Source organism: Edaphobacillus lindanitolerans (assembly GCF_900156305.1).
GTDB classification, from domain to species: Bacteria; Bacillota; Bacilli; order Bacillales_A; family Planococcaceae; genus Bhargavaea; species Bhargavaea lindanitolerans.
Map to the genome: position 1 here is coordinate 307,585 of NZ_FTPL01000003.1, position 23,843 is coordinate 331,427.

27 protein-coding genes and 1 pseudogene are annotated in these 23,843 nt (G+C 56.8%); 16 read left to right on the forward strand and 12 right to left on the reverse strand.

The genetic code is table 11. From position 1 onward, the window contains the following. Window positions 1-21: 21 nt before the first annotated feature. The 4 genes from glmM to B0B07_RS10990 all read left to right on the forward strand — a co-directional run bounded on the left by glmM (window position 22) and on the right by B0B07_RS10990 (window position 4,585). On the forward strand, window positions 22-1,380 hold the full coding sequence (gene glmM / locus B0B07_RS10975) for a phosphoglucosamine mutase (RefSeq protein ID WP_076758922.1): 1,359 nt from the start codon (window positions 22-24) through the stop codon (window positions 1,378-1,380). Window positions 1,381-1,520: 140 nt separating this feature from the next. After that, window positions 1,521-2,399 carry a hypothetical protein gene (locus B0B07_RS10980; protein ID WP_076758923.1) on the forward strand — a complete coding sequence of 293 codons (879 nt, stop codon included), beginning with the start codon at window positions 1,521-1,523 and terminating at the stop codon, window positions 2,397-2,399. A gap of 174 nt (window positions 2,400-2,573) precedes the next feature. Further along, window positions 2,574-3,671, forward strand: coding sequence for a carbohydrate kinase (locus tag B0B07_RS10985; protein WP_076758925.1), 1,098 nt, complete (start codon window positions 2,574-2,576; stop codon window positions 3,669-3,671). Further along, window positions 3,671-4,585, forward strand: coding sequence for a pseudouridine-5'-phosphate glycosidase (locus B0B07_RS10990; protein ID WP_076759273.1), 915 nt, complete (start codon window positions 3,671-3,673; stop codon window positions 4,583-4,585). Before B0B07_RS10985 ends, B0B07_RS10990 begins: the two co-directional genes overlap by 1 nt. A gap of 143 nt (window positions 4,586-4,728) precedes the next feature. Here B0B07_RS10990 and B0B07_RS10995 read toward each other — a convergent pair whose 3' ends face one another. Both B0B07_RS10995 and B0B07_RS15280 read right to left on the reverse strand, forming a co-directional pair. Beyond that, window positions 4,729-5,193, reverse strand: a complete 465-nt coding sequence (locus B0B07_RS10995) for a hypothetical protein (protein WP_076758926.1) — start codon at window positions 5,191-5,193, stop codon at window positions 4,729-4,731. 108 nt (window positions 5,194-5,301) lie between these two features. Continuing rightward, window positions 5,302-5,475, reverse strand: coding sequence for a hypothetical protein (locus B0B07_RS15280; RefSeq protein ID WP_159438443.1), 174 nt, complete (start codon window positions 5,473-5,475; stop codon window positions 5,302-5,304). Window positions 5,476-5,659: 184 nt separating this feature from the next. Here B0B07_RS15280 and B0B07_RS15440 point away from each other — a divergent pair, with 184 nt between their 5' ends. Both B0B07_RS15440 and B0B07_RS11005 read left to right on the forward strand, forming a co-directional pair. Further along, window positions 5,660-5,965 (forward strand): hypothetical protein, encoded by a 306-nt coding sequence (locus B0B07_RS15440; protein ID WP_076758928.1) that lies wholly within the window; start codon window positions 5,660-5,662, stop codon window positions 5,963-5,965. Then, complete coding sequence (locus B0B07_RS11005) at window positions 5,959-6,456, forward strand: GNAT family N-acetyltransferase (RefSeq protein ID WP_076758929.1); 498 nt, start codon at window positions 5,959-5,961, stop codon at window positions 6,454-6,456. The genes B0B07_RS15440 and B0B07_RS11005 overlap by 7 nt, the downstream gene beginning before the upstream one ends. 38 nt (window positions 6,457-6,494) lie before the next feature. Here the strand turns inward: B0B07_RS11005 and B0B07_RS11010 are convergent, their stop codons facing one another. The 3 genes from B0B07_RS11010 to B0B07_RS11020 form a co-directional block, all read right to left on the reverse strand. Continuing rightward, a complete protein-coding gene (locus tag B0B07_RS11010) occupies window positions 6,495-7,025 on the reverse strand; it encodes a hypothetical protein (RefSeq protein WP_076758931.1) in 531 nt (176 codons plus the stop codon). A 317-nt stretch (window positions 7,026-7,342) separates the two neighbouring features. Further along, complete coding sequence (locus B0B07_RS11015) at window positions 7,343-7,843, reverse strand: GNAT family N-acetyltransferase (RefSeq protein WP_076758932.1); 501 nt, start codon at window positions 7,841-7,843, stop codon at window positions 7,343-7,345. A 123-nt stretch (window positions 7,844-7,966) separates the two neighbouring features. Next, on the reverse strand, window positions 7,967-8,407 hold the full coding sequence (locus B0B07_RS11020) for a YtoQ family protein (protein ID WP_076758934.1): 441 nt from the start codon (window positions 8,405-8,407) through the stop codon (window positions 7,967-7,969). A gap of 254 nt (window positions 8,408-8,661) precedes the next feature. On the opposite strand from B0B07_RS11020, the gene B0B07_RS11025 reads away from it, so the two are divergent. Then, window positions 8,662-9,702, forward strand: coding sequence for a C45 family autoproteolytic acyltransferase/hydrolase (locus tag B0B07_RS11025; RefSeq protein WP_076758935.1), 1,041 nt, complete (start codon window positions 8,662-8,664; stop codon window positions 9,700-9,702). A gap of 52 nt (window positions 9,703-9,754) precedes the next feature. Here the strand turns inward: B0B07_RS11025 and B0B07_RS11030 are convergent, their stop codons facing one another. From B0B07_RS11030 to B0B07_RS11040, 3 genes are all read right to left on the reverse strand, one after another. Beyond that, the gene (locus B0B07_RS11030; RefSeq protein ID WP_076758937.1) at window positions 9,755-12,172 is read right to left on the reverse strand and encodes a heavy metal translocating P-type ATPase; all 2,418 of its coding nucleotides are present in this window, start codon (window positions 12,170-12,172) and stop codon (window positions 9,755-9,757) included. Between the two features lie 122 nt (window positions 12,173-12,294). Beyond that, window positions 12,295-12,546: a heavy-metal-associated domain-containing protein gene (locus B0B07_RS11035; RefSeq protein ID WP_076758939.1), complete on the reverse strand. Its 252-nt coding sequence runs from the start codon at window positions 12,544-12,546 to the stop codon at window positions 12,295-12,297. 153 nt (window positions 12,547-12,699) lie between these two features. After that, the gene (locus tag B0B07_RS11040) at window positions 12,700-13,161 is read right to left on the reverse strand and encodes a CopY/TcrY family copper transport repressor (protein ID WP_076758940.1); all 462 of its coding nucleotides are present in this window, start codon (window positions 13,159-13,161) and stop codon (window positions 12,700-12,702) included. Window positions 13,162-13,303: 142 nt separating this feature from the next. On the opposite strand from B0B07_RS11040, the gene uvsE reads away from it, so the two are divergent. The 3 genes from uvsE (at window position 13,304) to B0B07_RS11055 (ending at window position 15,214) form a co-directional block, all read left to right on the forward strand. Further along, complete coding sequence (uvsE, locus tag B0B07_RS11045; protein ID WP_076758942.1) at window positions 13,304-14,236, forward strand: UV DNA damage repair endonuclease UvsE; 933 nt, start codon at window positions 13,304-13,306, stop codon at window positions 14,234-14,236. Window positions 14,237-14,454: 218 nt separating this feature from the next. Next, a complete protein-coding gene (locus tag B0B07_RS11050) occupies window positions 14,455-14,988 on the forward strand; it encodes a GNAT family N-acetyltransferase (RefSeq protein WP_076758943.1) in 534 nt (177 codons plus the stop codon). Window positions 14,989-15,022: 34 nt separating this feature from the next. Then, window positions 15,023-15,214, forward strand: coding sequence for a transcription initiation factor TFIIIB (locus B0B07_RS11055; RefSeq protein ID WP_076758945.1), 192 nt, complete (start codon window positions 15,023-15,025; stop codon window positions 15,212-15,214). Between the two features lie 209 nt (window positions 15,215-15,423). Here the strand turns inward: B0B07_RS11055 and B0B07_RS11060 are convergent, their stop codons facing one another. Further along, entirely contained in the window at window positions 15,424-15,663 is a 240-nt protein-coding gene (locus B0B07_RS11060) for a hypothetical protein (RefSeq protein ID WP_144264342.1), read from the reverse strand. Between the two features lie 85 nt (window positions 15,664-15,748). Between B0B07_RS11060 and B0B07_RS15445 the strand changes: the two are divergent. The 4 genes and pseudogenes from B0B07_RS15445 to B0B07_RS11080 form a co-directional block, all read left to right on the forward strand. After that, window positions 15,749-15,997 (forward strand): annotated as a pseudogene (locus B0B07_RS15445) (hypothetical protein); the annotation flags it as partial. 1,588 nt (window positions 15,998-17,585) lie between these two features. Then, window positions 17,586-18,065, forward strand: a complete 480-nt coding sequence (locus tag B0B07_RS11070) for a DUF2975 domain-containing protein (RefSeq protein WP_076758948.1) — start codon at window positions 17,586-17,588, stop codon at window positions 18,063-18,065. Between the two features lie 10 nt (window positions 18,066-18,075). Further along, window positions 18,076-18,288 carry a helix-turn-helix domain-containing protein gene (locus B0B07_RS11075; protein ID WP_076758950.1) on the forward strand — a complete coding sequence of 71 codons (213 nt, stop codon included), beginning with the start codon at window positions 18,076-18,078 and terminating at the stop codon, window positions 18,286-18,288. Window positions 18,289-18,368: 80 nt separating this feature from the next. Then, the gene (locus tag B0B07_RS11080) at window positions 18,369-18,914 is read left to right on the forward strand and encodes a GNAT family N-acetyltransferase (RefSeq protein ID WP_144264343.1); all 546 of its coding nucleotides are present in this window, start codon (window positions 18,369-18,371) and stop codon (window positions 18,912-18,914) included. Between the two features lie 51 nt (window positions 18,915-18,965). On the opposite strand, the gene B0B07_RS11085 is transcribed toward B0B07_RS11080, so the two are convergent. After that, complete coding sequence (locus B0B07_RS11085) at window positions 18,966-19,559, reverse strand: hypothetical protein (RefSeq protein WP_076758953.1); 594 nt, start codon at window positions 19,557-19,559, stop codon at window positions 18,966-18,968. Between the two features lie 193 nt (window positions 19,560-19,752). Here B0B07_RS11085 and B0B07_RS11090 point away from each other — a divergent pair, with 193 nt between their 5' ends. Beyond that, window positions 19,753-20,979, forward strand: coding sequence for a multidrug effflux MFS transporter (locus B0B07_RS11090; RefSeq protein WP_234982368.1), 1,227 nt, complete (start codon window positions 19,753-19,755; stop codon window positions 20,977-20,979). A 181-nt stretch (window positions 20,980-21,160) separates the two neighbouring features. On the opposite strand, the gene B0B07_RS11095 is transcribed toward B0B07_RS11090, so the two are convergent. Then, window positions 21,161-21,901: a class I SAM-dependent methyltransferase gene (locus B0B07_RS11095; protein WP_076759282.1), complete on the reverse strand. Its 741-nt coding sequence runs from the start codon at window positions 21,899-21,901 to the stop codon at window positions 21,161-21,163. An 84-nt stretch (window positions 21,902-21,985) separates the two neighbouring features. Here B0B07_RS11095 and B0B07_RS11100 point away from each other — a divergent pair, with 84 nt between their 5' ends. Continuing rightward, window positions 21,986-22,324 carry a YnfA family protein gene (locus B0B07_RS11100; protein WP_076759284.1) on the forward strand — a complete coding sequence of 113 codons (339 nt, stop codon included), beginning with the start codon at window positions 21,986-21,988 and terminating at the stop codon, window positions 22,322-22,324. 38 nt (window positions 22,325-22,362) lie between these two features. On the opposite strand, the gene B0B07_RS11105 is transcribed toward B0B07_RS11100, so the two are convergent. After that, window positions 22,363-23,571 (reverse strand): MFS transporter, encoded by a 1,209-nt coding sequence (locus tag B0B07_RS11105; RefSeq protein ID WP_076758954.1) that lies wholly within the window; start codon window positions 23,569-23,571, stop codon window positions 22,363-22,365. Window positions 23,572-23,843 lie beyond the last annotated feature (272 nt).

Below are 23,843 nucleotides of genomic sequence, written 5' to 3' on the forward strand. Positions count from 1 at the left end.
CACGATGAAGGAGAGAGATCGATGGGAAAACATTTCGGAACAGACGGAGTGAGAGGCGTGGCAAACGCCGAACTGACACCTGAACTTGCATTCAAGCTCGGCCGCTACGGCGGGTATGTACTCACCCAGCACGCAACCGGCAAGCCGCAGGTGCTGATCGGCCGTGACACGCGGGTCTCGGGCCATATGCTCGAAAGCGCGCTCGTTGCGGGACTCCTGTCGATCGGAGCGGAAGTGATGCTGCTCGGCGTCATCAGCACGCCGGGCGTCGCCTATCTCACGCGGGCCATGAGCGCGGATGCCGGAGTGATGATCTCCGCATCCCATAACCCGGTCGAGGACAACGGCATTAAATTCTTCGGTGCCGACGGCTACAAGCTGAGCGACGACCAGGAAGCCGAAATTGAGGCATTGATCGAAAAAGAGCACGATGAGCTGCCCCGCCCGACCGGCGCGGCGCTCGGAAGCGTCACCGATTACAAGGAGGGCGGACAGAAGTACATCCAGTACCTCAAGCAGACGGTCGATGAAGACTTCACCGGCATCCATGTCGCGCTCGACTGTGCACACGGATCCACGTCTTCCCTTGCGACCCACCTGTTCGCAGATCTCGATGCGGATCTGTCCACGATGGGCTCCTCGCCGAACGGCCTGAACATCAATGACGGCGTCGGCTCGACCCATCCGGATGCGCTCGCCGCATTCCTGAAAGAGAAGGGAGCGGACATCGGCCTCGCCTTTGACGGCGACGGTGACCGTCTCATTGCCATCGATGAACTCGGCAACATCGTCAATGGTGACCAGATCCTGTTCATCCTTGCGCGCCATCTGAAAGAGGAGGACCGCCTGAGCAAAAGCACGGTCGTCTCCACAATCATGAGCAACCTCGGCTTTTACAAGGCACTCGATACAATCGACGTGACGAGCGTCAAGACAGCGGTCGGCGATCGCTACGTCGTGGAGGAAATGAAGAAAAATGATTTCAACCTCGGCGGCGAACAGTCCGGCCACATCATCATGATGGATTACAACACGACCGGAGATGGCCTTCTCACGGCCATCCAGCTCGTGAACGTCATGAAGGAATCCGGCCGGACCCTGTCCGACCTTGCAGCGGATGTCCGGATGTTCCCTCAGGAACTGATCAACGTCCGCGTCACCGACAGGAACGCCGTCGCGGACAATGCGAAAGTGGCTGCTGTCATCAGCGAAGTCGAGAAAGAGATGGCCGGAAACGGCCGCGTTCTCGTCCGTCCGTCCGGCACCGAGCCGCTCGTCCGCGTCATGGTCGAAGCACCGACTGAAGCCGATGCCTCCAGCTGGGCTGACCGGATCGCCGATGTGGTCCGCGCCGAAATGGGTACGGAACAACCTTCTTGATCCATCATGCACATCGTCCGTCCGGAACATTCCGGACGGACGATTTTTTATTGCCCGAAATGTCCATGAAGAGAAGGATCCGGGTAGATTGGTCCCGTGCCGGGTAAACAGGGAGTATAGACCAAAAAGGAGGGAGCCGAATGAGGAACAGACGAGCTGCACTTCTCGCCCCGGCGGCAAGCCTGTTGCTGCTCGGTGCCTGCCAGGACAGCCCGGCAGAACCGCAAGCGGATGCAGAGCAAACTGCGCCTCCCGACAATGGAGAGGCAGCCGGGGGAACGGCCGGTGAACATGAAGAATCGGCCAAGGACCAGGACGCCGGAGCAGACAGCGGGGAAGCCGGCCGGAACGGCGGAGAGAACGGAAAAGACGAAGAAGGAGAATCCCCAAATGAACAGCGGGACCAGTTGCTCTCGGAAATCGATGATCAGGCCGGACAGTCAACTGATCTGAAACCGGCGCTGCCGCCCGCCGATGCGGGGGACGGCAACTATCTCGGTGCGGCTGTCCAGGCGGAGGCCGATCACTATGAAGTGGACTATTTCTCCACCGATCAGCCCTACCAATTGAACGCGGGAGAGCTCGAAGATCTCGAACCATTCGCCAAGGCGGAAGGCCGGATCTACGAATCACCGGCCGCTGCCAAGGAGAGCGTCAATTACCAGCAGGTGCCCGAAGGAAGCGGAAACGTCGACCTCGGATACGGCATCACCGGTACGGAGGACGCCGGAGCGGGCAGTGTTTTCCTGACCTGGCATGAAGGCAAATGGTCCTTCTCCATGCGGAACCAGAACATCGACAACCCGGGCGGCAGCGGTGACATGACCGCCTTGGCAAAAAAGATCGTAGCCAAGCTGGAAGACCGCATGCTTCCGCCGCCTGAAGAAGCGGGCGCCGGAACATTCGATCTGTCGTCAGATGAATATTCCCTCGCCTGGCAGCGCGGTAAGGTCGTCTACTCCATTTCGGCCGATGATCCGCTGAAATTGATCGACCTCGCTGCCGATCTGTCCGAATGAACCGAACCCGCCCGCCCTTTATGGCCGGCGGGTTTTTGGTACGGTTTGAGGGGGGAGGTTTGGCCGGGTGGCAGGGGTTAAGCAAACGCCCGGTCGCCTCAATTCATTAACAGTTGACAAAGAACTAAACATAAGTTTAAAATATAAACAAAAGTATCGAATGGAGGGGCATGCATGACGGACAAGGAATCAGCGATCGTTGCGCTGCTGCGCCAGAACCCGTATCTCACCCAGCAGGAGATGGCCGAGACGCTCGGCATGTCCCGTCCGGCACTTGCGAATCTCATCTCGGGGCTTACGCGCCGGGGCGTGATCAAGGGCCGGGCCTATGTGCTCGCTGAAGAGAATCGGGTGGTGGTCGTCGGCGGGGCGAATGTCGACCGGAAATTCCACTTGAAGGCGCCGATCCAGGCAGGCACGTCCAATCCGTCGAACGTCACCGTCTCGGTCGGCGGCGTCGCCCGCAACGTGGCGGAAAACCTCGGCCGTCTCGGTCACCCGGTGAGCCTGCTCACCGTCGCCGGCCCCGACGCCGACTGGCAGAGGATTGAGGAAGCGTCCGCCGGGCACATCGACCTGACCCATGCGGCGCAGCTTCCGGGCCGGACGACCGGCTCATACTCCGCCGTCCTCAGCCCGGACGGAGAGATGGCCGTCGCCCTCGCCGACATGGAAGTCTATGATCACCTCACACCCGAATACATCGATGCGCACCGATCCGCACTTGCCGGGGCGGCGCTCATCGCCATCGACCTCAACTGCCCGGCAGACACCGTGCGCCACGTGCAGCGGATCGCTTTGGAAGAACGGACGCCGCTCGCCGTCGTCCCCGTCTCCTCGCCGAAGATGGACCGGATGCCGGACGATCTATCGGGTGTTGCCTGGTTCATCTGCAACCGGGACGAAGCCGAGACCTACACCGGCATCTCCATCAGGGACGATGCATCGTGGCGGGAGGCTGTACAGGTTCTATTAAGCAAAGGTGCAGAATCGGTCGCCGTGACGTCCGGTTCAGGCGGGGTCATGGCCGGGAAGAGGGATGCGGAAATCAGCCGGTTCCCGGCGGTTCCGGGCGTCCGCGTGGAAGATGTCACAGGTGCAGGAGATGCTTTCGTCTCCGGCGTGCTGCACGGCCATCTTGCCGGCCGACTGTTCGGAGAAAGCGTCCGGCTCGGCCTTGCCAACGCAGCAAAGACACTCGGCTCGCCGCATACAGTGCGGCCGGAGCTGACAGAAGCCCAACTCGAATCCGAAATGGAGGAACTCCAATGATCAACCAATATCTCGACTTTTCCGCAGAAGTGAAAGAAGCGATGGACGCAGGCATGCCGGTCGTCGCACTTGAATCGACAATCATCTCCCACGGCATGCCGTATCCGCAAAACGTGCAGACCGCACGCGAAGTGGAACAGATCATCCGCGAGAACGGGGCCGTCCCTGCGACGATCGCGCTCATCGACGGCAAGATCAAGATCGGCCTGTCCGATGAAGAGCTTGAAATGTTCGGCAATGCATCCGGCGTCGCCAAGGCTTCCCGCCGCGACCTCCCTTGGCTGCTCGCGACGAAGCAGCTCGGCGCGACGACGGTCGCCGCAACGATGATCTGTGCAGATCTCGCCGGCATCCGGATCTTCGTCACCGGCGGCATCGGCGGCGTCCACCGCGGCGCCGAAGAGACGATGGACATCTCCGCGGACCTCGACGAACTCGGCAAGACCGACGTCGCCGTCGTCTGTGCAGGCGCCAAGTCGATCCTCGACCTCGGCCTTACGCTCGAATACCTCGAGACGAAAGGTGTCCCGGTCGTCGGCTACGGTACGGACGAACTGCCGGCATTCTTCACTCCGCGGAGCGGCTTCCCGCTCGGCCTCCGTGCGGACGGACCGGAAGAGATCGCCGGCATGCTGAAGGCGAAGTGGGCCCTCGGCCTGGAAGGCGGGGCCGTCATCGCCAACCCGATCCCGGAAGAAGATGCCCTCGACGCCGACTTCATCAACGGCATCATCGAGAATGCGCTGGCAGAAGCCGCCGCAAACGGCATCAAAGGAAAAGACACGACCCCGTTCCTCCTTGCGAAAGTGAAGGAACTCACCGAAGGCAAGAGCCTCACGGCGAACATCGCACTCGTTAAGCACAATGCGAAGATCGGTGCAGGCATCGCAGCCGCATTCAACGAATTGGGATAAGAAACGGAAAGAGGAAAGCCGCCCGGAATGGGGCGGCTTTTTCGTTGTTGGGCTGTAAGTTAATAAAGAGGCGCTGTAAGTTAAGAATGGGGGGCTGTAAGTTAAGTAGAGAGTCATATTGGTTAAGAATCGGCGTCTGTATGTTAAGAAAGGCCGTCCTTCCGGATTGACGGGCTCCTCCAATACATCCATACCAATACGCCCCCGTACACAAGATGCGCTGCGAGCCACACGACGAGCGCCGTCATGTCACCGATATCCGGAGTCCGGTCCGAGAGGGCGGTCACCGGCCAGATACCGAGACCCACGAGGCCGCTCAGCGACACCAAGCATACGGCCATCCTCCGGCCCGTCAAACGGAATCTCCGCACCGCCCATAGCAGGACGACGGCCAAAACCATCGACACGATGAGATGAAACAAAAATTCGACCGGGGAAGGGAAACGGTATTCCTTCAGCACCGGCACGTAATCGACGTTCATCAACAGCGTATACACCCGCAGCCCCGTCAGTCTCTCGGCCGCATACAATAAAGCGCCGAGGATCAGACCGCCGCTGAAACCGGCTTGAATTGCCCGTCCCGCCGGCACATCTATGCGTTTTCCCATCGTCTCGCGCCCCTCTGACTTTGTTAATCCCATCTTACACGATCACACGGTCCATTGCCGGATCAGCCGGCCGACCATCCAGCCGAACCCGGCATGGGCAAGCGTCCACTACACCCATGCGGCGCCGTCGGTGAATGCAGGAGACCGGTTTGACAGTGCCGTCAGCGAAAACAGGAGCGCCGATCCGATTGAATAGACCGCCATTTCAAGAGGACGATCAACGCTGTCCCGGCCATCATGCCGATGGCCGCCAGCTTCCAGGCTGTCCGTATCTTCACACACCGGCCTTTCTTTTATAGGCCTGAATCGGAGTACGGTGAGCAGGATTGCCTTAATGATTTCATCTATTTGACTAGGATTCGTGGTAGTATGGTGATCAACACACCGGCAGATGCGGCAAGCGGTGAAGGAAGAATGGCTCGTTTTTTGAAAAACGCACAATCACTAGATGGAAAGGGGCAAATACATGATTACAGACCGGCAATTAGTGATCGACAATCTTGAAGACAAATTAAAAGCATTTACTCATGCAGTCGGCGGGGAACTGACCAGTGAAGCGGACTTCGTCATCTCGAATGATGGAATCACCGTCTTTCAGGAGGGCGGTCTCTTCAAGGACGTGGAGCATTATCACATGCATATCGTTCCGCGCTTCAAAGGCGACGACTTCCAATGGGTGGAGCCGGACATCGATCGTTCGGCCATTGATTTTGCTTCATTGGAAGAAAAGCTGCGGGATGCGTTGACCGGAAGGGAGGGAGCCGGATGTTAGAGACCGCACGATGTGTCCTGACGCCGCCGGTGGCCGGTGACCTGAAAAGTGTCCAGACCCTCTATGGGAATGAAAAAGTCCGCGCTTTCCTGGGAGGCGTCCGTTCCTCCGAAGAAGTGGAGCGGGCGTTCACCGAAATGCTGTCGGCCCCCGGTCACCGCTGGGCAATCCGGCGGCGGGAAGACCATGCCTTTGTGGGAATGGTGTCGCTCGATCCCCATCATGACGGGGAAGCCACGGAGATTTCCTTTCAGCTCCTGCCGGAATTTTGGGGAAGCGGCTTCGCCGCGGAGACGGTCGGAGAAGTGATCCGCCATGCGTTCGACGAGATTGGACTCGGGCAGCTCCTTGCCGAAACACAGGCTGCCAACACCGCCTCCCGCCGATTGCTTGTCCGGCTCGGTATGAAGGAATGGAAAAGGGTGGAGCGGTTCGGGGCCGAGCAGGTGATTTATACATTGGAAAAAGGGCGCGCCGGCGTTCAAGGATAAGAAAAAGGAATCCCGGGATCCGGGATTCCTCTTTTTAATCAGTCGTCATCATCTTCCATCAATACGAACATGGCGCCTTCCGGATGGAGAGAGATGTACTCATCTTTGCCGGGCTCGGAATAGGCGATTTCGATATTGTCCGGAAAGCCGTGCTTGGCAAGTTCTTCGGTGATTGTCCGGAATGCCTTGTCGAGATCAAGGACGTAGTAAAAGGTGCTGAAGGTGCCCATGCCGTCGCAAAAGCCGTTTCCAGTCCCCTCCAGGCAGTCATCCAGCAAGTCATCTATGACCTGGCGCTCGTCCGATGTGTCCGGCATGCCGCCTTCTTCAGATCGGTACTGGACGACCAATTCATACATCTCGTCTTCATCCATGGGTTCGAAGCCGGTCCTGATCTTCTCATCGGCCAGTTGTTTCATCAGCCTGCCGGCGCTCTGGAATAGCCTCAATTCCAGTTCCTCCGTCTCACCGGCGGTCCCCACAGTTCCTTGGTGAACGGTCACTGATCTGCCGTTCTTCCATACTTCCCAAAACTTCGTTTCAGCCCCGACCTTTTTGTACAACATCATTCATCCAGCGCCCCCTGCTATTTTTCATCAGTGTACATGAGGAGGAAGTCTCGGGCAATCAAGCCCTGGCATCAAGGGACCCGACGGGGGATTTGTGCTTGGCAGGCTCCAGGTTAAGAAAGTCGGCCTGTAAGTTAAGAAAACATGGCTGTATGTTAAGAAAGCACGGCTGTAGGTTAAGAAAGAGACCCTGTATGTTAAGAAAGTCGGCCTTTAAGTTAAGAAGAGGACTCTTGAATGGAAGTCCATTCAATCCCAAACGAGCTGGATCCAATCAAAAGCCGCCCGGCATCCGCCGGACGGCTTTCTCAAATCATTCAGATCAACTTCGCCATGTAGTATTCGTCCACATACTTTCCGTCGATCAGCAGGGAATCCCGTTTGATGCCTTCGACTTCGAAGCCCATCTTCTTGTAGAGGGCGACACCGGCGTCATTGCCGGCAATCACGGTGAGTTCCAGCCGTCGCAATCCGCGGCCGGCCGCCCATTTGTCAAGCGCCCCGAACAGCGCCCGGCCGATGCCCCGGCCGCGGAACTTCTCATGAACGCCGATGACGACATACGCCCGGTGACGCGTCCGCTCAGTGTCGTCGCCCCGGGCGATCAGGTAGCCGGCGACATGGTCTTCGGCCGTTGCGACGAGCAGGGCGGAGGCGGCATCGGTGCTGAGGCGACGGATTATCAAGGCGGCATCTTCCGCCGTCATGCCGCGCTCGCCCGGTCCGAACAGCATCATTCCCGAGTTTTCCGCACTCGCCACCGCTTCCGCAAGTCCCGCGGCGTCTTCGGGGACCGCCTGCCGGACATGGACCTTCATCCGAGCCAGTCCTGCGTATAGGCGATGATCCCGATGACCGCACCGATTGCCGCGCCGACGCCTGCGCTGACAAACAGGGAAAACCGGGAGGAGGTACGTTTTTTACTCACGGGGCATCATCCTTCAGTCAAAAATATACTTCAGCGCCTTGAGCGCCTGATCGCAGTTCTCGACAGTCGCGCTCGCCTTGCGCGACAGTTCCTTCAGTGCATGGATATGAGCTTCCGGACGGATCAGGATGAGCGGCTTGCCGAGCGTGACCGCCGCGCTGGCGTCCATCGCGGTGTTCCACTGCTTGTACTTTTCGCCGAACAGGGCGATGACGAGGTCCGCCTTCTGCATGAGCACCTCGGTGCGCAGATTGTTGAAGCTGGATGCAGCCCAGTCCTTGTACTCCGGCCCCGGCTGTTCGCCAATGATCTCCTCGCCGATATCGTCTGAGCGGCCGTGATCTTCCTGAGGGCCGACAAAATCGATCGGCAGCTTCAAGGCCGCCGCCTTCTCCCGAATTTCATCACGCCAGGACGAATGGATCTCGCCGGCCAAATAAACAGTCAATCGCATGATTATCCCCTCCGCGGAAAATTCAGTCTGCTTCATTGTAACACGCCGGGACGGACGAATGCCAAAACAGGGGCTGTCCACCGTTGGCTGCCCTAGTTTTCAACCATCGGTTTTTGGCAGAACGTTTATTAATTGAAGTTCTGATCCACTGAGTGGTAACGTGATGATAAATTCAATATCCTGACAAAAAATACGAAGCACACCGGGAAATTGGGAAGCTGAATCCCCGATGATCGGACAAGGAGCCAAAACGAATGAGTGGTTATTATAGCGATGTCATTCAGTTCAAAGGGAGCCACTATGACTTCGGTTATATGCAAGGGGAACGGTTGAAGGAATCCCCGATCTTATCCAGGCGGGAAATTCAATGGGCGGCCACAAGGAAACGCCATTTCAACATCGATCAAACAGAAGCGACGGCCCTGTTCTCCAGGTTCATCCCGGGCATGCTCGACGAGCTGCAGGGATTGGCCGACGCGCTGGAATGGACGATGGAGGACGCGTTGAGGGAATTCGGCGGGTACTATGTGGAATATGAGAAAAGCGGCTGTTCCATCTTGACGGGTCCCAATTTCATGATCCGCAATTACGACAGTGATCCCGCATTCTACGAGGGCCGATACATCGTCTATCAACCGACAGACAAGGGCTATGCGACGATCGGACCGACGATGCAGATCACGGGGCGCACCGACGGGATGAACGAGAAGGGCCTGGCCATGGGCTATAACTTCGTCAATCGTGTCCGGTCAGAAAATGGATTTATATGCAACATGATCGGGCGGATCGTACTGGAGACCTGTGCGGATGTGCAGGAGGCGATCGCGCTGTTAAAGGAAATCCCGCACCGCACCTCGTTCAACTATGTGCTGACGGATCCGGGCGGCGACACCTACATCGTGGAAGCCTCGCCGAGGAAAGTGGTCGAGAGAAGGTCGGCCATCAGCACGAACCATTTTGAAATCCTCACCGAAGAAAACCGGTATCGCACGGAAGACTCGATGAGGCGGCGGGATGAGCTGGAAAAACGGAATGAGGGCCTGGATGCATTCACGGCCTATCGTCTGCTGAATGACCGGGACCAAGGCATATTTGCGAGCAAATACGGCGCTTCTGCCGGAACGATCCATACCTCCGCCTACTTGCCCGCGGAAGGGAAGGCGATGTTTGCGATCGGCGGCAACCAAAAGCCTGTGATCTTTAACTTCAGCCGCTATTTACAGGGCGAACGGATCAACGTGACGAAAATGAAGGGCATGCTCGATTACCACCTTCCGTTCATCAATATGGATTGAATGAAAAAAAGCCGTTCCGCCAATTTTGCGGAACGGCTTCTTTTTAGGTGATTTATTTCGACAGCTTCACTCTCTGCAGACGGAGGGCATTCAGGACGACAGAGACGGAACTGAATGCCATCGCGGCGCCCGCCACCCAAGGGGCGAGGAGGCCGGCAGCGGCAATCGGGATGCCAAGGCTGTTGTAGGCGAACGCCCAGAACAGGTTCTGCTTGATGTTCCGCATCGTTTTCCGGCTCATGACAATCGCGTCGGCGATGCTGTTCAGGTCGCCGCGGATCAGCGTGATGTCCGCAGCCTCCATGGCGACGTCCGTGCCGGTTCCGATCGCCATTCCGACATTCGCCGTGGCCAGGGCAGGGGCGTCGTTGATGCCGTCGCCGACCATGGCGACTTTTTTGCCCTGCTGCTGAAGCTTCTCGACTTCCTTTGCTTTGCCTTCAGGAAGCACTTCCGCGATCACTGCGTCGACGCCCACCTCGTTGCCGATCGTCTGGGCAGTCCGCTCGTTGTCGCCCGTCATCATGATGACGGTGATGCCCATGTCTTTCAGGCGCCGGACGGCTTCGACCGAAGTTTCCTTGATCGTATCGGCGACTGCGACCATCCCGGCGTATTGGCCGTTGATGCCCGCGATCATCGCAGTTTTGCCTTGTCTTTCGAGTTGTTCCATTTCCGGAAGGACGGATTGCACGTCGATGCCGTATTCCTGCATCAGTCTGCGCGTGCCGATGATGACGCCCTGGCCGGAAACGGTGGCCGTCACGCCGTGCCCCGGGACGGCCTCGAAGAATTGGACGTTGCCGAGGTCGATTCCTTTTTCCCGGATGCCGTTCACGATGGCTTCCGCCAGCGGGTGCTCGGACTGCTTTTCGGCCGCGCCGATCAGCGAGAGGAATCTTTCTTCATCCTGGCCTTCTGCAACCCGGACATCCGTCAGGACCGGCTTGCCATGGGTGACCGTGCCGGTCTTGTCGACCACGACCGTGTCGATCTCCTGAGTCGACTCCAGGTGCTCGCCGCCTTTGAAGAGGATGCCGAATTCCGCGGCACGGCCCGATCCTGCCATGATGGACGTCGGTGTCGCCAGACCGAGTGCGCAAGGGCAGGCGATGACCAGGACGGCGATCAGCACTTCAAGTGCCGGCGTAAATTCGCCTGGCTGGACGAAGAAATACCAGACCAGGAAAGTGAGGACGGCAATCCCGACGACAATCGGGACGAAGATCCCCGAGATTTTATCCGCCAGCCGCTGGATCGGGGCTTTCGAGCCCTGTGCATCTTCAACGACTTTGATGATCTGGGCGAGCGCCGTGTCGCGCCCGACTTTCGTGGCGACCATCTTGATGAAGCCGTTCTTGTTGATCGTGGATCCGAACAGTGCGTCCCCGGTCTGTTTGTCGACCGGAAGGCTTTCGCCGGACAGCATGGATTCGTCCACAGCGGTGTTCCCTTCGAGCATTTCGCCGTCGACCGGGATTTTTTCACCCGGCTTCACGAGGATCGTGTCGCCGACGATGACTTCATCAAGCGGAATTTCTCTCTCCGTGCCGTCCCTCAGAACGGTCGCCGTCTTCGCCTGAAGGCCCATGAGCTTTTTGATGGCCTCCGACGAGCGGCCCTTGGCTCTCGCTTCAAAGAGCTTGCCGAGGACGATCAGCGTGATGAGCACCGCACTCGTCTCAAAGTACAGATGGGGCGCATGGCCGGTCCCTGCAGTGACGATCGCCTGATACAGGCTGTAGAAGTAGGCGGCCGACGTGCCCATGGCGACGAGCACATCCATGTTCGCCCCGCCGTTGCGGAGCGACTTGTAGGCTCCGACATAGAACTGTTTCCCGATGATGAACTGGACCGGAGTGGCAAGGGCCATCTGGACCCACGGGTTCATCAGAATATCCGGCACGTACATGAACGACGTGAAGGAAAAGTGGGCAAACATGGTCCAGAGAAGGGGCAGGGAAAGGATCAGGGAAGCGATGAATTTGCGCTGCTGCGATTGGATATGCTGTTCCCGGTAATCGACCTGTTCCGTTTCATCCTGCTTCTGATGCGCCCCGTAACCGAGTTTTTCCACTTTCGCAATGAGGTCACCGATTGAGACTTCGGAAGGGTTAAACTCGATGGTCGCTTTTTCAAGGGCAAGGTTGACGGACGCCGTCCCGACGCCGTCCATTTTGTTCAGCCCTTTTTCAATGCGTGTCGCACATGCGGCGCACGTCATCCCGGTAATATTGAATTCGGCCTTCTGCTTCACGACTCCGTAGCCGAGTGCCTCGATCTTCTTTTCGATATCGGCTTCGCTCAGCTTTTCCGGATCATAATGGACGGCGGATTTCTCGAGGGCGAGGTTGACGGACGCCTGCTCGACGCCGTCCATTTTGCTGAGTCCTTTCTCGATGCGTGTCGCACACGCTGCGCAAGTCATCCCTGAAATCTGGATGTTGGCTTCTTTTGATGGAGCGCTCATTGTCTTTCCACCTTTCTAATACCGAATCTATAGTCTACAAACGTAAACGACTACTTTGAAATTAGTCTACAGTCGTAAACCAACGCTGTCAAGCGCTTGGACCAAAGCGGATTGCCTGTCCCTTACCGGCAGCAGCTGCAGCCTGACGGGGATTCTTCCTCCGGCTGGCCGACCACTTCATAACCGGAATCCCGGATGTTCTGTTTAACGTGTCCGTACGTCGCTTTTCCGGGATCAAAGGTGACATTTACCGTTCCGTCCGAAACGTTTGCCACGGCCGCATCCACGCCGTCCAGCTTTCCGAGATTCCCTTCGATCTTTTTCGCACAGCCTCCGCAAGTCATTCCGCTGACCTTTACAATAACATGTTCCATTTTCATTCCTCCTTAGATGTTGGGTTCTTAAAACACTGCCGGGCTCCCTTGTCTTTGACGGAAACTGCCTCTTCCCCCGGCTTGGTACGGGGAGGGGGTATGTTCCGTGCCTGATAAAGTCTTATTACATTTCTGCAATAAGACGATGGTGGATCAACATGAACAGCTTCCGCCGCTGTGTACATTGCAATGGCATTGCCCGGGGACGCAATTGCACGGAACTTCTTCGACTGCCGTTTCTTTCTTTTCGTCGAGAATCGTTTGGAGCAGGCTGATATCCTTGTGGCTCAGGGTTGCTTTGGACAGGACGCTTCCGATCGTCTTCCCGACTTCCCGGTTGCATACATGACCGAAGAACTCATCCAGTGCATGCCTGACAAATTCGCTTTCCCCGACATTGGCCGAATAAAGATACCGCCGTCCATCTGCCTGGGTGTTCAACATGCCTTTATTGACGAGCCTGCCGAGGAATGTCTTGGTCGTGGCGGGCTTCCAGTCCATCTTTTGTCCAAGGACGTCGATGATCTCTTTGCTGGATGCCTGACCGTGTGCCCAGACGACCCGCATGACTTCCCACTCAGAATCGGTGACATTGAAATCTGTTTCAGCGGACATATCGACACCTCTCTTTGCTGAACTTCAATTTCTACTCTTAGTTTACGTTTGTAAACGTTCGTTGTCAAGGGCATTGTCCCATCCTTTTCGGAGAATGTTGAATGTGAGGGTGGAGCCGGGGGATATCAGGGGTATACAGGGGATGAAGAAGGAAACCCGAAGCGAAGAGGTGGAGATCATGAAGGTCGGATACGCCTGCATCAATACAACGATCAAAGAGAATTTCCGGACGTGCCGGGTGGCGACGGTCGAGAAGAAGGGGCCGGATATTCTCAAGGAGCTCACACTCGAGAACCTGAAGCTGACGAAACACATCATTGAATGGAATATCGATCACGGGATCAAGTTCTACCGGATGACGAGCGAAATGGTCGTCCTTGCGACGCATCCCATTAACCCTTGGGACTGGCGGAACGATCCGGATGTCATTGAAATCTGCTCTGAGATCAAGGCGCTCCGCGACGTGCACGGCCTCCGGATCTCGACGCATCCGGGACAGTACTCGGTGCTCAACTCGCCGAATCCGGACGTCGTGGACCGGACGATCGCCGATCTGGATTACCATGCGGCACTGTCCGAACTTACCGGAGCGCAGGACATGATCCTTCATCTCGGCGGCAAATACGGAGATCCCGACGCCGCCCTGGACCGGCTGGTGAACGAAGCCCGGGCACTTCCGGACCGGATCCTCAGCCGTCTCCGATTCGAAAATGACGACCGGACCTACAACCTCGGGGATGTCCTGGCGGTCTGCGAAGCGACCGGCGTTCCGGCTTGCTTCGATATCCACCACCACCGCTGCAACCCGGCAGCCGCTTCGCTGGACATGCTGCTCCCGCGCGTCTGGAAGTCGTGGGAGCGGGTCGGAACGCCGAAAGTCCATATCAGCTCGGGCCGCGACCGCCCGGACGACCGGCCTCACCACAACTACATCCTGCCGGAGGACCTCGATTGGCTGCTCCACGAGCTGGACGGACAGGACGCAGACATCATGGTCGAGGCGAAGATGAAGGAGCAGGCGGCACTCGGAGTGATCCGGATGCTCCGGGAGCGGGGGATTCCGGTGGACAGCTGAGTGAAATGGGACGGAATGGAGCCGGCTGCTGTTTCATCAGAGTTGATTACCTGAGCCCGGAATGGACTTTTGGTCAAGCGGGCAGGAACCCGGCCGGGCGACCGAGAAACAGTAATAAATCACGACCGTTCAAGCGGAAGACGGAGAATCCGATTCCGACGACACTAAAATACCGAAGTGGAATCATACAATGATCCATATTCAAAGGAGGGACGGCCATGCCGGTATTGGAGACGCCGAGGCTGCGGCTTCGAAGATGGAGCGACGGAGATTGGGCGGAGATGACCGCGATCAATTCGGATCCTGACGTCATGCGCTGGATCGGCAGCGGGCTGACGCTGACCGAAGAACAGACGAAAAAGGCGATCGCGCGCTGGGAGGATGCGTGGGAACAGCGGGGCTACGGCCTGTTTGCAGTCGAAGTCAAAGAGACCGGCCGGCTTGCCGGATTCACGGGATTTGCGGTACCCGCCTTTTTGCCCGAGGTGATGCCGGCCGTGGAAATCGGCTGGCGCCTCGGCCGTCCATTCTGGGGCAGCGGCATCGCCACGGAAGCCGCGGCGGAGGCACTGCGGTTTGGCCGCGAGGCGTGCGGCCTGACCGAAGTCCTCAGCATCGTGCAGATCGGAAACGGCGCCTCAGAGCGGATCATGCAGAAACTCGGGATGCAGTTGGAGCGGGAGACGGTCGATCCGAATTCCGGCCGCCCGGTGAAAGTGTATACCACCGGGAATCCTGACAGTCAGGAGTAGGAGCGATGGACACGATGGATAGGGGGGAAGGGTGATGGCGGAGACGAAATGCCCGAAGTGCGGGGGAACCGAACTGGGGAAAGGGAAGCAAAGCGGATATGCCATGATGGCCCCGGTTAAAAAAATGAGTTTCGGCTCGAATATCGAATATATCCTCTGCACCGAATGCGGCTACATCATTGAAAGCTACGTGACGAAACCAGAAAAGTTCAAAGGCAATTATTGAGCCGGATCCGATTACACGCGAGTGCGAGTGTTAAGGAAGCGATCGTGAATGTTAAGCAAATAGGCCCGAGTGTTAAGCAAACAAGCCCGAGTGTTAAGCAACCGGGCCTGAGTGTTAAGCAAACACGTGCAAATATGAAGCCACGCCGCAAGAAGATGAAAAACCGCACCCGGTCATGCACGGGTGCGGTTTCTTTTGCCGGTTTCCTGTTAGTCCTGGCCGAATTCCCCTGAAAATCGTTTGGCCACGGCCTGTACTTCCGCCAGGCGCTCCGGCTTGAGCAGGCCCATCATCTTCGGGACGAATGCCTGAATGTCCGCCTGGGTAAACGTGCCCTCGTCCTGCTTCCTGAAATTTTCGGTCAGGATTGCACGGGCTTCCGCCTCCTTGCCGTCCTGGACTCGCTCCAGAATGAATGCCATGAACTTTTCCTGTCCGGCTTTGTCCATCTTTACCGCCTCCTGCTTCAATTTCATGTTTCCATCATACCACCCGCTCAACCGGGATATCCGTTTGTTGCACGCGACCCGACACTTTCCTATCCTTGCCCGTACGATGAACTTTGAGTTCCTGCGGCCCGTCTTCACAGGCGACACGATCGACTGCCGGGTGGCCATCGAGCAATGCGAGAAAACGGAAAAAGACCGCACCGCCATCCGTGCCTCATTTGAATGCATCAACCAGCATGGGAAGCCCGTCAGACCGGTCTGTTCGATTTGCTTTACGTACAGCCAAGCTGGCCGTCTCCTCTTATATGCGAGAGGGATTTTTAGGGGGAGCTAGAACGAATTCAGGAATCCGATACTAAAATGCGCGAATTGAACCAAAATCTAAAGGGATCTGAAATTAAAGTGCAGCTCCTTCGGACTCAAGCGAAGCGCCAGCCGGTTTGGGGGAGTGTGTGCATACTCCCGTATCTCACCCCTTTTCCTCTTCCTAACTTTCTCTTCTTATTTCTATCACTAAGGCTTTCTTCTGTCCCCCATCATCCAGATGTTCTCTTTTAGTTTTTATTCAGATCCCCTGTTCCCCCTTCTGGGCTTGCATTCAATTATTCATGAAAAGCTGATCCAGGAGTTTTGTCTTTGGAATTACTAAAAGTAAAACAAGGTCTTTCGATTCATTTTTCATGTTGCTTTCCATCGAAAAATAACGAATCAGCAATATCGACGCTGATTCTGATACTTTAATAAAAAGCAAGTTAAATTTATGGTCTTGATGCTGAGATTCAATATGAAGTACCTTAGAGGATAGTAAGAGTAGGACAACCCATCCCCCGGCTTTCTATTAAGCCTGAAGGGGGAAACTTATTAAATTGAAAACCAAGATTAAACGAAAGAAACACAAACAAGCTGTAAGACAACAGAAGAGAGGAAAGGGCTTCATCACCCCCGCGATTCTTTTCTACTTTGTGCTTAAACCCCTGATCTATATGGCGTCTCTGTGGTTGCAGAATAACGCTATCTGGTAACGGAAGCTCGGAAAGACCTATTTAGAAGAAAGCCAGGATCTGCGGTTTGTCCTACTTCTTACATTGAAAGCGCCTGAACAGGGCGCTTTTTTGTGTCTAGAAACAGAAATAGCGTTCGGGTCATCACTCCCGAACGCTACCCCTTTGAAAAACAAGATTAAGCGAAAGAAAATTATAAGCTGTAACTTCAATTTACCACTTCTTAAACGAAAATCAACAGATTCAGGCGAATCTTTAACGAAAATTAGACGAATGAAACAGGTTTAACGTCTGAATATTCATTCATTATATCTATTTCAGGAAGAAAACAGCGGCAATCCCCAGCTAAAAAACAGAACCCAAAATGAGATCATTTATCTCCTGGCCGTCCTGTCTCTTCTTTGTGCGATGTACATATGCCCGGTAAAGATCTGCTGCCGACTACCAGCAAAGCAAAAGAGTCTGTTGATGATAGACAAGTTGCCCCAGAAACCTCGAAGAATGCCCTGTGAGACGTCCTAATATTCCTTTCGTAAAGAAGTAAGTTCCGAAAAGGGTGCGCGACGCTAAGGGAGCAGCGCTGGTGGTTGGATTTCCGCTTCTGGATCATCTCTCTTTCTTTTCCTGATGAAAACCCTCCGCTGAAGTGGTAACAGGTCCATATAGAATCCTCCCTATATGTTGTTAAAAGCCGAAATTCTCTTTGCCCAGTACATTATTTTTCATTCACTAAATACCTCTGCTTTTCCAAGTCATCAATTTTTTGACGGTTGCCGAATCTAAATTCCTCATTACACTGTCGATTTTCAAGGCTCTTCCAAAGAGACCGGTTAAAATAAATCGCAAATCGGTAATTATTTATTGATTATCGATAAATAATGTGGTAAATTGATCGTACCCAAATGAAACGAGGTGCCTCTCATGAAGCGGGAAACGCTGTTCCTGAAGGCGGCGGTCATCGTGCTTGCACTGCCTGTCCTGGCCGTCTGTATCTTTGCGCTGCCGCAGCTCGCAATCGACATTCCAAATTACCGGACGGACGTCGCCTATGCGGTCACCGGTCTCCTCGTCGTTCTCTATGCGACCGCCCTCATCTTTTTCGCGGCACTCTGGCAGGCGTTCAGGCTGCTGAACCGGATCGACCGGAACGATGCCTTTTCGGAAGGCTCGGTATCCGATCTGAAGAAGATCAAACTTTTTGCCATCCTGATCGGACTGTTTTATACGGCGGGGCTCTTGCCGGTGTATGTGCTCGCTGAAATCGATGACGCGCCGGGACTCATCGTCGTCGGGATGGGCATGGTGTTTGCGTCGTTCACGGTGGCGGTCTTTGCCGCGGTTCTCGAGAAGCTGCTTCGGAACGCAATCGACATCAAATCTGAAAACGACTTGACGGTCTGAGGAGGCATCCATGGCAATCATCATCAACCTGGACGTCATGCTGGCAAAGAGGAAAATGAGTCTGACCGAACTGTCCGAGAAAGTCGGCGTCACAATGGCAAATCTGTCCGTACTGAAAAACGGCAAGGCGAAGGCCGTCCGCTTCTCCACGCTCGAAGCCATCTGCAAGGCCCTCGACTGCCAGCCGGGCGACATCCTGGAATATCAAAGTGAAGAAAGATAGGAAACAGCCTCCCGGAATCCTAAGCTCCACCGATGACCGGAGTGAAATCCGGTATAATGGGGAGCGGGGGGGTGGACTGTTTGAACAAAGAGTTTCCCGTGATTTCAACGGAACGATTGATCCTTCGCGAAGCGACAGCCGAAGATGCAGAAGACATGCTCCGGTATTTGTCGGATGAGCGGGTGATGCAGCATACCGGGATGGACCCGTTCGGGAGTACGGACGACGTACTGGAGGAAATCGCCTGGTACCAGTCGATTGTCGGGGAAGGGACGGGGGTCCGCTGGGGCATCACGTTAAAGGACACGGGCAAAATGATCGGAAGCTGCGGATTTCTCAATCGTGAAGCCCGGCATTTCCGTGCAGAGATCGGATATGAACTGAGCCATGATTATTGGGGCCGGGGAATAGCCGGTGAGGCATTGCGCGCAGTCGTCCAGTATGGTTTCAGCCAACTGCGGCTTGAACGGATTGAAGCGCTGATCGAGCCGGAGAACGGGCCATCCATCAGGCTGGTCGAGCGGAACGGCTTTCTCCGGGAAGGCCTGCTGCGCCATTACGAATATACACAGGGCAAATTTGATGATCTGTATATGTATTCGCTTCTGAAAAGCGATCGAATGTAAAGACGCTCCGGAACTCATCCGGAGCGTCTTTTTACTGTAATCATATGAGCCTCAGACGAGCGGATCTGCCTTCCTTTCCTGACGGGCGAGCAGCGCCTTGACCTTTCCGCGCCGACCGGATTCCTTGCGCGAGCGGCGCGCCGTCCGGCTGTCGTACAGGCTGCCGCGATGGACAGGGTTCGCATCCAGCGTGTATGTCGGCTGCACGCGGTCCCACACCGAGCCGAACTTCATTTCGTGCTCAAGCCGCATCGCCTCCATCTGGAACCGCAGTTCGTTCAGATCCGAAAGGGTCTCGGTCGAATACACAATATCCGGCGTGATGATCGGAATGCCGCGCAGCACGACGAGTCCGAATATCGTCTCCCAGTCGAATTTCACCGCCAGCCCGAACGAATAAATATGGGGAACGACGATTGCATCGAACTCACCCTCATCGACCGACCGCAGAATCGCCATCGCCGATGCATTCTCCTTGAAACTGCTGCCCTCGCGGAAAATCTCATATTCACAGTGCCGCCCGATGAGCCCGACGAGCGTCTGCTCATTCTCTTCACGGGACGCATGGAGCGGCCGCCTGCCCCAATAAGTCGCCCTCGAATAAATCGCAGCCTTCCTGATCACCGGAAGCTCAACTTTCAACATGAAAACTCCCCCTGCCCGATTGGTTGTGAGCCAAGTGTGGGACAGGGGGAGGGGGAATATACCTCTATCTGAAATTAAACAGCCCATCATAGAGCAGATTGTCATGTCAATCCGAAAAAACGGACCGGCACGGCCGGGGAGGAATTGCTATAATGATGCGATGAAGAGGTTCACGAAAGGATATGAAGAGAGTATGAGCGAGATGAACGAGGCAACCGGAGACCGGCAGCTCCCGATCCGGCATAACCGGCTTTGGATGGTGCTGCTGCTCGGGTCACTGACGGCATTCGGGCCCCTGTCCATGGATATGTATCTGCCGGGGCTGCCGGGCGTGGCCGATGATTTCGGGACGACGGCATCCTTTGCCCAGCTGAGCATCACCGCCGCCCTGATCGGGCTGGGGATCGGTCAGCTCGTGTTCGGCCCGATGAGCGACATCAAAGGAAGAAGACGCCCGCTGCTGTTCACTTTGGCGGTCTATGCGGTGGCGTCGCTGCTCTGCGTGTTCAGCAGCGATGTGTGGATCTTCGTCGGCCTCCGGCTGATCCAGGGAATCTCGGCCGCGGCGGGAATCGTGATTGCGCGGGCCGCTTCCCGCGACCTTTACTCGGGCAAGGAGCTCACGAAGTTCATCGCGATGCTGGCGCTCGTCAACGGGGCCGCCCCGATCTTGGCCCCGCTGCTCGGCGGCATCGTCATGAACTTCGCTTCCTGGCGGTTCGTCTTCGTGATCCTGGCCGCGATCGGCGTCGTCATGCTCTTCGCCGTGGCCTTCAGCCTGCCGGAGACCCTGCCGGAACAGAACCGGAAAACCGGCGGCCTTTCGGAAACGTTCGGTTCGTTCGGCATCCTGCTGAAAGACCGGGCGTTCATGGGGATTGCGCTGGCGCAGGCATTCGTCTCCACGAGCATGTTCGCCTATATCGCGGGTTCGCCGTTCGTCCTGCAGAATATTTACGGCATCACGCCGCAGCAGTTCTCGATCGTCTTCGCGGTCAACGGCATCGGCATCATCATCGCCGCCCAGCTCACAGGGAGGCTGTCGGCTGCGGTCAGTGAGGTCAAGATGATGAAGTGGGGCGTGAGCGCCTCCTTCGCCGGCGGCCTGCTGCTCGTCGCGGCCGTCTTGCTCTCCATGCCGATGTGGGTGCTGCTCGTCGGCCTGTTCCTCGTCGTCTCAAGCGTCGGTGTGGTGAACACGACGGGCTTCTCGCTCGGGATGGGGAACCACGGCAAAATCGCCGGCAGCGCATCGGCGTTCCTCGGCATCCTGCCGTTCGCCGGGGGAGGGCTCGTCTCACCGCTCGTCGGCATCGCCGGCGACCAGAACGCCCTGCCGATGGCCATCGTCATCTTCCTCAGCAGCACCCTCGCGTTTTCGATTTACCATGCAGTGATCAAACGCTCCATTGCGGAATAAAACACGGGCGCAGTCGGGAAAGGATGACTGCGCCCGTTTTGGGATGCCTCCGGGTGAGGGGGTGTAGGGTAATCGGTCTCTTAAAAGCGGGAATCGGGCTCTAAATCGGATCAATCGGACTCTTAGCGGACGGAATCGGCCTGTTAAATGAACGAATCGGTCTCTTAGCCCCATCAATCATCTACATCAATCTGCAGACGCACACCATCTGTCCGCTCTCCGGCGAAAACTTGCCCCGCCGCCAGTCCCCGTACCGGTGCTCAAGGAGGAAGCCGTGCTGACGGACGAGCCGTTCCAGTTCGAGCGGATACGTATAGCGGAGCGAGATGGCATCCCGGCTGGAGGACACCCCGTCCGACGATCGGGTCTCGCAGTGCAGAATCTGGCTCACCGGGTCATACGTTTCTGTATGCTCTTCACGGACGGCTTGTCCGCCGGTCTCCACCACTTCTTCATAATGGTCCGGCTCCGCCAGTTCGCTCATCACCGGATTGCGCGTGTCGAAGATGAACCGGCCGCCGGGTGTGAGATGGCGCCGGACTGATTCAAACAGCAGGTCCTGATCCTCGTTCGTCAGGAAGTGCTGGAATGAGTTTCCCGCCATGACGACGAGCGCGGCCGGAGCCGGGAGGTCCAGATGCCGGCAGTCCTGGCGCAGGAACCGGATGTCGAGCCCTTCAGACCCGGCCTTCTCCTTTGCACGCTCCAGCATCCCTTCATGGAGATCCACCCCGGTCACCTCGTATCCGTTACGTGCGATCGGCAGGGAAATGCGCCCCGTGCCGCACGCCAGGTCGATGATCCTCGCCGGCCTTTCCGGCAGTTCGTCGAGGATCAGTTCCACATCGGCCGAAAATCCGCCATACCGCTCGTCATAGGCGGCCGGGTCCGCGTATTTCTCAAGATTGTCTTCCGCTTTCATTGCATCATCCTCCATGGGTTCCTCTGTATCTTCAAACAGGTTATCCTTATAGTAATATATCTACGTCAATCGTTGACTGAACGGATGTGGTCACTCGTGATAAAAGCAGCAGTTATTTTCGTTCTCGCCGGACTGGTCGAAATCGGCGGCGGCTATCTGATCTGGCAATGGCTGAGGGAGGGCAAGCCGTCCTACTGGGGAGCCATCGGCGGCCTGGCGCTCGTGGCGTACGGCGTCATCGCCACCTTCCAGACCTTCCCGACGTTCGGCCGGGTATATGCCGCCTACGGAGGGGTGTTCATCGTCCTCTCCGTCCTGTGGGCCTGGGGCATCGACCGGGAGACGCCCGACCTTTACGACTGGATCGGCGCCGCCATCTGCATCATCGGCGTGTCGGTGATCTTGTTTGCCCCCCGGCAATAAGTCCCGGTGACGCCACGGGTTTTATTTCACCCGTTCGATCACGCATGCCCCGCCCGGAAGTATCCCGACTTCCGGCGGTCCATCACGGCCATTGCCAGCACGCCCGACAGCAGGACCGCCAACAGTGAAAACCCGATTGCCGCGCCTTGGACAGTGAACCATTCCGCCGTGATGCCGAGCACCAGTGTGAAAAGAATCTGCAGGGCGCTCTGGAAAATCGCCGCGAGACTGCCGAAACGCCCCATGAGCGCGGTCGGCACCCTCCGCTGGTAGAACGTCTCATAGCCGGCATTGGAGAACGCCATGAAAACACCCAGCACGATGAATGCCGCGGTGGCGGTCCAGAAACCGGCCGAGCTGTAGAACGCGGTGTAGCCCGCCATCGTCATCACCATGCCGCCGGCGATGTACATCTGCAGCGAGACCTTTTTGGCAAATGTGGCCGCCAGCGACGCGCCGATGAGCGACCCCACGCCCGCGATGCTGACGATGACGCCATACTGCCGGTCATCGAGCGAAAGATCCTGCTTCAGGAACGTCACTTCCTGGGAGTCGAGCGCAAACGCGACCATGAGCGTCACCTGGAACAGCAGGTAGATGCGGAAAAAGAACGGTTCCGCGCGGGTGAACCGGTGGACGGCGAAGAAGTCATCCCGGATCATCCTCCATCCGAATCGGCCGCCGATCTTGCCGTCCCGCTCATCCGTCACGGAGGGGAGGAGGGCGATGCAGAGCGCGCAGACGAGGAATGTCGCCGCGTTCAGGAAGATGCTCCAAGTCGTCCCGAACGCCAGGATGAGCACGCCCGCAGTCGCGGGGCCGAGCACGAACGCCCCCGAGTTCATCATCCCCATGAACGAATTAAACCGTTGGCGCTCCCCGTCCGGCACGAGCTTCGTGATGACGAACGTCGAGCTCGGGCCGAAGAACGCCCCGACCGCATTCGTACAGAACACGAGCGCATAGACAAGCCAGATCGACCCCGCAAACGGCATGAGGAGCACGAGGAGCCCCCTCAGCACGTCCGAGCCGATCATCATCTGTTTCTTGTCCGACCGGTCGATCACTGACCCCGCGAACAAATTCGTCAAAATCCGCGCGGCCGGACCGATGATGTACAACCCCGCGACCGCAGCCGCCGACCCGGTCATCTCCAGCACGAGCAGGTTCAGCGCCACGAGATACACCCAGTTCCCGAAATTCGAAACCCCGATCCCCCCGAGCAGCAAACCATACTTTTTCCACATCCCAATCCCCCCAATCCGAAACAAACCTGCTTTCAGCATAACGAAAACAGAAGGGATCCGCACATGGATAATGTTTCACCCTTCTGACAGTTGAAAATACGGCGCTTCCCGGGAAGGTGTTCAGAAGGCAGATGGGGAAATAGATAACCGGAGGCAACACGGATGCTGTATGCGTCTCGATGAAGGGGGGCAGAGCCGGGCATTTTAGTTTGAAAAGAACGGGAATACGGTGCATCGGACTACGGGCAGATTCAAGTTGCTGGCATTCAGAC

What these genes read in the sequence shown, in the direction of transcription:
- B0B07_RS11060 (WP_144264342.1), bottom strand. Translation starts at nt 15,663, where the DNA reads ATGGACAAAGCCGGACAGGAAAAGTTCATGGCATTCATTCTGGAGCGA.
- glmM (WP_076758922.1), top strand. Translation starts at nt 22, where the DNA reads ATGGGAAAACATTTCGGAACAGACGGAGTGAGAGGCGTGGCAAACGCC.
- B0B07_RS10995 (WP_076758926.1), bottom strand. Translation starts at nt 5,193, where the DNA reads ATGGGAAAACGCATAGATGTGCCGGCGGGACGGGCAATTCAAGCCGGT.
- B0B07_RS11090 (WP_234982368.1), top strand. Translation starts at nt 19,753, where the DNA reads ATGAGCGAGATGAACGAGGCAACCGGAGACCGGCAGCTCCCGATCCGG.
- B0B07_RS11050 (WP_076758943.1), top strand. Translation starts at nt 14,455, where the DNA reads ATGCCGGTATTGGAGACGCCGAGGCTGCGGCTTCGAAGATGGAGCGAC.
- B0B07_RS11015 (WP_076758932.1), bottom strand. Translation starts at nt 7,843, where the DNA reads ATGAAGGTCCATGTCCGGCAGGCGGTCCCCGAAGACGCCGCGGGACTT.
- B0B07_RS11085 (WP_076758953.1), bottom strand. Translation starts at nt 19,559, where the DNA reads ATGTTGAAAGTTGAGCTTCCGGTGATCAGGAAGGCTGCGATTTATTCG.
- B0B07_RS15440 (WP_076758928.1), top strand. Translation starts at nt 5,660, where the DNA reads ATGATTACAGACCGGCAATTAGTGATCGACAATCTTGAAGACAAATTA.
- B0B07_RS11075 (WP_076758950.1), top strand. Translation starts at nt 18,076, where the DNA reads ATGGCAATCATCATCAACCTGGACGTCATGCTGGCAAAGAGGAAAATG.
- B0B07_RS11005 (WP_076758929.1), top strand. Translation starts at nt 5,959, where the DNA reads ATGTTAGAGACCGCACGATGTGTCCTGACGCCGCCGGTGGCCGGTGAC.
- B0B07_RS10985 (WP_076758925.1), top strand. Translation starts at nt 2,574, where the DNA reads ATGACGGACAAGGAATCAGCGATCGTTGCGCTGCTGCGCCAGAACCCG.
- B0B07_RS11055 (WP_076758945.1), top strand. Translation starts at nt 15,023, where the DNA reads ATGGCGGAGACGAAATGCCCGAAGTGCGGGGGAACCGAACTGGGGAAA.
- B0B07_RS11010 (WP_076758931.1), bottom strand. Translation starts at nt 7,025, where the DNA reads ATGATGTTGTACAAAAAGGTCGGGGCTGAAACGAAGTTTTGGGAAGTA.
- B0B07_RS11095 (WP_076759282.1), bottom strand. Translation starts at nt 21,901, where the DNA reads ATGAAAGCGGAAGACAATCTTGAGAAATACGCGGACCCGGCCGCCTAT.
- uvsE (WP_076758942.1), top strand. Translation starts at nt 13,304, where the DNA reads ATGAAGAAGGAAACCCGAAGCGAAGAGGTGGAGATCATGAAGGTCGGA.
- B0B07_RS11100 (WP_076759284.1), top strand. Translation starts at nt 21,986, where the DNA reads ATGTGGTCACTCGTGATAAAAGCAGCAGTTATTTTCGTTCTCGCCGGA.
- B0B07_RS11105 (WP_076758954.1), bottom strand. Translation starts at nt 23,571, where the DNA reads ATGTGGAAAAAGTATGGTTTGCTGCTCGGGGGGATCGGGGTTTCGAAT.
- B0B07_RS11020 (WP_076758934.1), bottom strand. Translation starts at nt 8,407, where the DNA reads ATGCGATTGACTGTTTATTTGGCCGGCGAGATCCATTCGTCCTGGCGT.
- B0B07_RS11040 (WP_076758940.1), bottom strand. Translation starts at nt 13,161, where the DNA reads ATGTCCGCTGAAACAGATTTCAATGTCACCGATTCTGAGTGGGAAGTC.
- B0B07_RS11030 (WP_076758937.1), bottom strand. Translation starts at nt 12,172, where the DNA reads ATGAGCGCTCCATCAAAAGAAGCCAACATCCAGATTTCAGGGATGACT.
- B0B07_RS11035 (WP_076758939.1), bottom strand. Translation starts at nt 12,546, where the DNA reads ATGGAACATGTTATTGTAAAGGTCAGCGGAATGACTTGCGGAGGCTGT.
- B0B07_RS11025 (WP_076758935.1), top strand. Translation starts at nt 8,662, where the DNA reads ATGAGTGGTTATTATAGCGATGTCATTCAGTTCAAAGGGAGCCACTAT.
- B0B07_RS10980 (WP_076758923.1), top strand. Translation starts at nt 1,521, where the DNA reads ATGAGGAACAGACGAGCTGCACTTCTCGCCCCGGCGGCAAGCCTGTTG.
- B0B07_RS11070 (WP_076758948.1), top strand. Translation starts at nt 17,586, where the DNA reads ATGAAGCGGGAAACGCTGTTCCTGAAGGCGGCGGTCATCGTGCTTGCA.